The organism is Plantactinospora sp. GCM10030261 (genome assembly GCF_042666615.1).
Lineage (GTDB): Bacteria > Actinomycetota > Actinomycetes > Mycobacteriales > Micromonosporaceae > KBS50.
On the sequence record NZ_JBHTDD010000051.1, the window covers coordinates 15,342 to 20,450 of the forward strand.

Below are 5,109 nucleotides of genomic sequence, written 5' to 3' on the forward strand. Positions count from 1 at the left end.
AACCCGCGCCGTGCCGGTCAGACCTGGGCGAGGGTGGCCGGTACCTCATCGAGCAGTTCGCGGGCCAGGAAGCCGAGTCGCCCGTAGCGGGGCGCCAGCCGCTGCCCGCTGACCGCGTGCACCCAGGCCGCCCAGCAGGCGGCCTGGGCCGGGTCCGCGCCCCGGGACAGCAGCCCGGCCAGGATGCCGGCGAGCACGTCACCGCTGTCGGAGGTGCCGAGCCCGGTGTCGCCGCTCTCCTCCCGCCATACCCGACCGTCCGGTGTGGCGATGTGTCCGTGCAGCGACACCACGCAGTCGTACCGGTTGGCCACTTCGATGGCGTCGGCGTTGACGTCCTCGCCAGGCGGCCGGCCGAGCAGGTGTCCCGCCTCGGTCATGTTGGGGGTCAGCACGGCGGGCCGGCCGCGACCGGCGAGCAGGTCCGGCTCGTGGCTCAGCGCTCCGATCGCGTACGCGTCGACCACCAGCGCCGTCTCCGGACCAACCGCATCGAGCAGGCCGCGCAGCAGGGCCCGCGTCTCGTCGATGTCGTCGAGCCCCGGACCGATCGCGATGGCGCTGGCCCGACCGGCCAGGTCGACGAGCTTGTCGTCCACCCGCCCGGCGACCGAACCCCCGGACGTCTCACCGAGCCCGACGACAAGTGCCTCGGGCACCTCGATGCTGAGCACCGCCGCGGTGGACTCGGCAACCGCGAGCTGCAGCACACCCGCACCGGCCCGCAACGCGGCCACCCCGGCCAGCAGCACGGCACCGGGCGTGGACCGGGAGCCGCCCACCACCAGCACGGTTCCCCGGGCGTTCTTACCACCCTCCGGGACGGGTAGCGGCCAGTCCCGCAACAGGCCCGGGGTGATCACCTGCGGGTCAGACGGGTTCGGCATCGACCTCGTCCTCCCGCGTCGGCGGCGTGCTCTGCCGCTCCAGGTGCGTCACGTCGTTGAAGCTGATCAGCCGCAGCGCGCCGCGCCCGTCGTCGGCCCAGCCGGTGACCGAACAGTTGGCCACGGTGGTGGATCGGGCCACGTCCATGAGGTCGGGCTCGCTCAACCCCTCGACCAGGTAACGCAGCAACAGCACCACCGCCTCGTGACCGAACAGGATGACCCGCCGGCCGGCGTGGTCCCGACGCAGGTCACCGAGCAGGCTGCGGAGCCGGAGCGTCACGTCGGCCCACGACTCGCCACCCGGCGGCCGGTAGTAGAACTTGCCCAGGTGGCGCCGCCGGGTCACCTCCTCGGGATACCGGACCCGCGTACCGTGGCTGGTCAGCAGATCCAGGATGCCCAGCTCCCGGTCCCGCAGCCGCTCGTCGTGGCTGGCCGGGATGCCGCTGCCGCGCAGCGCCAGTTCGGCGGTCTCGGCGGTGCGCCGGTACGGTGACACCACCGCCGCCTCGGGCCGGTCCGCCGGGGACAGACCGGCCAACCACCGTCCGGTGGCCTCGGCCTGCTCCCGACCCAGCGGCGACAGCGGTACGTCGGCGTCCCGCTCGGTGAGGTCGATCCGCTCGACGCCGGAGTCCTCGGCGTGGGCCGCGGCCACGTTGCCGACGCTCTCTCCGTGCCGGACGACCCAGAGGTGATCCAGTTCCGCCATGGGCACCCCCTACCCAGGTGAGGTGGCCGATAACCGGGGTTGAGCCGCGACGGGGTTGAGCGGGCGGGGACCGGGTACCGCCGCAGGGTGAACGAGACGACGGTGGTGGTGGCCACCCGCAACCGGCGGGACCGGCTGCTGGAGGCGCTGGGTCGGTGTGACGCGCCGGTGATCGTGGTGGACAACGGCTCCACGGACGGGACGCCCGATGCCGTCCGCGCACGATTTCCCGAGGTCCGGGTGGTCCCGCTGACACGTAACACCGGCGCCGCTGCCCGTAACATCGGGGTCGAACTCGCCCGGACGCCGTTCGTCGCGTTCGCCGACGACGACTCGTACTGGGCCCCGGGAGCGCTGGCCCGGGCGGCGGAGCTGATGCGGGCGTACCCGAGCACCGGACTGCTGGCCGCGCGCGTCCTGGTCGGGGCCGAGGAGCGGCTCGACCCGGTCTCCCGGTCGATGGCCGCGGCGCCGCTGGGTGACGGGCCGGACCAGCCAGGCCCGTCCGTGCTGGGCTTTCTCGCCTGCTCGGTGGTGGTCCGGCGGGTGGCCTTCCGCGCGGTCGGCGGGTTCGACCCGGTCCTGCGGGTGTACGGCGAGGAGGCCCTGTTCGCGCTGGACCTGGCCGCCGCCGGCTGGCGGCTGGCCTACGTACCCGAACTGGTGGTGCACCATTTCCCGGAACGTGCCGGCCGGGACCGTTCGGCGCGGCAGCGGATGGAGACCCGCAACCGGCTGCTCACCGCGCTGCTGCGGCGGCCCGCGGCGGTGGTGGCCCGCACCGCGCTCGCGGCGTTGCGGGATCCGGCGGGCCGGCCGGGCGTGTGGGCGGCGGCCCGCGAACTGGGGTGGGCGATCCGGCACCGACGGCGGCTGCCGGCCGAGGTGGAGGCGGCCCGTGCCCGGCTGGACCGGTGGGACGCCGAACCGGCGTTTGCCGCTGGTGATCAACGGGTAGCGCTGTGAGCACCACCGGCCGATCGAGCCGGAGGCGGAGGGGACCTGTCGGGGGAGCGCATGCCGACGTTGGACGGACGCTACCGGCTGGACGAGCGGATCGGCTCGGGCGGGATGTCAGAGGTGTGGCGCGCGCACGACGACGTGCTCGACCGGCCGGTGGCGATCAAACTCATCACCCTGCCGTACGCCGATCCGGTCGCCGCCGACCACATCGTCGACCAGGTGCGGACGGAGGCTCGGGCGGCGGCCAAGCTGACCCACCCGAACATCGCAAGCGTGCACGACTTCGGGCTGGCTGACGCCCCTGGCGAGCAGCCCGGCCCGTACATCGTGATGGAGCTGGTCGAGGGCGAGACGCTGGCGGCGCATCTGCGGGTCGGACCGCTGGACTGGCGGATCGCGGTGCGGGTGTGCGCCGAGGCGGGCGCCGCGTTGGCGGCGGCGCACCTGCACGGCATCGTGCACCGGGACGTGAAGCCCGCCAACATCGTCCTCACCCCGGCCGGCGTGAAGGTCCTGGACTTCGGCATCGCCGCGGTCATCGGCCAGCGCGACCCGGTGGCCGAGGGCGAGGTGGTGGGCACCCCCGCGTTCGTCGCCCCGGAACGGCTCAACGGGGTCGGCGCCAGCCCAGCCACCGACGTCTACGCGCTGGGCGTCCTGCTCTATCTGTGCCTGGCTGGGCGGCTCCCGTGGCCGGTGCGGGCGGAACCCGGCCAGCCGCTGTCCCACGTCTACCGGGTGCCGGACCCGCTGCCGCCGCTGACTGACCTGCCGCCCGACGTGGCGGAGCTGTGCCAGCGGTGCATGAGCGCCGATCCGTCCGCCCGGCCGTCCAGCGTCGCCGTGGCGTTGCTGCTGGCCGAGGCGGTCGAGGCGCAGGTGTACGTCCCGGTCGGGGTGCTGCCGCCGCCCCCCGTGCCGGCGCCCCGGGAGGCGACGGCGGTCGACGAGGCGGCCCTCGACGCGGAAACCCAGGCGGCGGCGATGGAGCCGGTCAGCCCCGCGATCGAGGACTGCCCGGCAGCCGGGGACTGGCGGGGGACCGCCGGGCCGGCCGGTCCGGGCGATCCGTCGGTGGCGCGGCCCGGACGGCACCGGGCCGGTTGACACCGTCAGGTCACCACTTGCTCCACGGGACGGTCCAGTCACCGATGCCGTCGGTCAGGCTCATCTGCCGCGGCGTATTCCGGACCTCCACGACGTCGCCGAGCTGGAACGTCTCGTGGAACCATCGGGCGTTCGCCGGACCGACGTTGATGCAGCCGTGTGAGGTGTTGCGGCGGCCGTGGGCGGGGATGTTCCAGTCGGCCATGTGCACGAACTCGCCGGAGTACGTGATCCGGGAGCAGAGCTTGATCCGGTCGTCGTAGAACTCGGGGTGGTTGGGGTCGGTGATGCCGTAGCTCGCCGATGTCATCCGGTATTCCGAGTGCTTGCTCAGCACCACGTGGACGCCGGAGCGCGTCCAGTAGTTGACGGTCTTGCCAGTGGCGGTCTTCGCCGTGCCGCCCTTGCCCATGCTGATCGGGATGTCGCGGACGAGTTTGCCGTCGATGTAGCACTTCATCCGGTAGGTCTTGCCGTCGGCGATGGCGATCCGGGACGGTCCGATGGCGTAGTTGACGGCCGCGTTCTCGCCGTACACACCGCCGCCGAGGTCCATCCCGTGCAGCTTCACCTGGACGGACACCTTGGTGCCGGGGGTGAAGTACTTCGCCGGTCGCCAGTGGGCGTTCTGCCCGTCGATCCACCGCCACCGGCCCTCCACAGCCGGCGACGTCTCAACGGTCATCGCCCTCTCGGCTGCCTCCCTGTCCTTGACAGACCGGCTGAAGTGGACGATGACCGGCTGGGCGATGCCGTACGTGCCACCCCGCTTGAGCGCGGCCAGCGCGTTCGCCTGGAACGTCACCTCCGCCACCTTGGGCTTGAGCGTGGTGAACGTACTGGTGTGCCCGACCGTCGCGCCGCTGGCGTCGCGCACCGAGGCGGTGACCTGATAGGTCTTGCCGTAGCCGAGGACGCCCGACGAGCGCCAGGTGCGCTCGTCGCTCAGCGCGCCCGTCACCCGCTGGTTGCCGGAGGTCACGGTCACCTCCTGCAGGGTGCCGCCGGCCACCGTGACGACCACGGGCTCGGTGGGTGACACCTTGGTGGCCTCGGCGGCCGGAGTGACCGTCACGGTCACCGGATCGGCCTGCGCCGGAACGGTCGCCGAGGCGTCACCCGCCCCGTTCCAACTGACCGGGGACGGCTTGGCGTCCCGGCCGCACCCGGCCACAGCCAGGCCCGCCGCGACCCCGGCACCGAGAGCGACGACTTTTCTGCGAGCGACCATCACATTCCTCCCGCGCGGAATGGTACTGGTACGGCCCGCATGTCGGGTGTCCCGCCACGACCGAGGATGTGACCTGTTCCGGTGGGATAGGCCGACCGAACGGTCCGAACGGTCCCGGCGGTCCACCGGGGACTCATCGAACCGGAACGGCATGACCGCCCGGGGCACGGGTAACCGTGCTCACCCGCCCGCCCCCCGCCCGCCCG

At 73.0% G+C, this 5,109-nt stretch carries 5 protein-coding genes; 2 read left to right on the plus strand and 3 right to left on the minus strand.

Going from position 1 to position 5,109, the window contains the following annotated elements; translation table 11 throughout:
• Positions 1-17: 17 nt before the first annotated feature.
• Complete coding sequence (locus tag ACFQUZ_RS31835; RefSeq protein WP_377448919.1) at positions 18-887, minus strand: NAD(P)H-hydrate dehydratase; 870 nt, start codon at positions 885-887, stop codon at positions 18-20.
• The gene (locus ACFQUZ_RS31840; protein ID WP_377448921.1) at positions 871-1,602 is read right to left on the minus strand and encodes a histidine phosphatase family protein; all 732 of its coding nucleotides are present in this window, start codon (positions 1,600-1,602) and stop codon (positions 871-873) included. The genes ACFQUZ_RS31835 and ACFQUZ_RS31840 overlap by 17 nt, the downstream gene beginning before the upstream one ends.
• An 87-nt stretch (positions 1,603-1,689) precedes the next feature.
• Between ACFQUZ_RS31840 and ACFQUZ_RS31845 the strand changes: the two genes are divergently transcribed.
• A complete protein-coding gene (locus tag ACFQUZ_RS31845; RefSeq protein ID WP_377448923.1) occupies positions 1,690-2,568 on the plus strand; it encodes a glycosyltransferase family 2 protein in 879 nt (292 codons plus the stop codon).
• Between the two features lie 51 nt (positions 2,569-2,619).
• Positions 2,620-3,672 (plus strand): serine/threonine-protein kinase, encoded by a 1,053-nt coding sequence (locus tag ACFQUZ_RS31850; protein ID WP_377448925.1) that lies wholly within the window; start codon positions 2,620-2,622, stop codon positions 3,670-3,672.
• Positions 3,673-3,682: 10 nt separating this feature from the next.
• Here ACFQUZ_RS31850 and ACFQUZ_RS31855 read toward each other — a convergent pair whose 3' ends face one another.
• Complete coding sequence (locus tag ACFQUZ_RS31855; protein ID WP_377448927.1) at positions 3,683-4,903, minus strand: Ig-like domain-containing protein; 1,221 nt, start codon at positions 4,901-4,903, stop codon at positions 3,683-3,685.
• Between the last annotated feature and the right edge of the window lie 206 nt (positions 4,904-5,109).

Bases quoted from the DNA above. Each gene is read 5' to 3' on its own strand.
- ACFQUZ_RS31835 (WP_377448919.1), bottom strand. From the start codon at position 887: ATGCCGAACCCGTCTGACCCGCAGGTGATCACCCCGGGCCTGTTGCGG.
- ACFQUZ_RS31840 (WP_377448921.1), bottom strand. From the start codon at position 1,602: ATGGCGGAACTGGATCACCTCTGGGTCGTCCGGCACGGAGAGAGCGTC.
- ACFQUZ_RS31850 (WP_377448925.1), top strand. From the start codon at position 2,620: ATGCCGACGTTGGACGGACGCTACCGGCTGGACGAGCGGATCGGCTCG.
- ACFQUZ_RS31855 (WP_377448927.1), bottom strand. From the start codon at position 4,903: ATGGTCGCTCGCAGAAAAGTCGTCGCTCTCGGTGCCGGGGTCGCGGCG.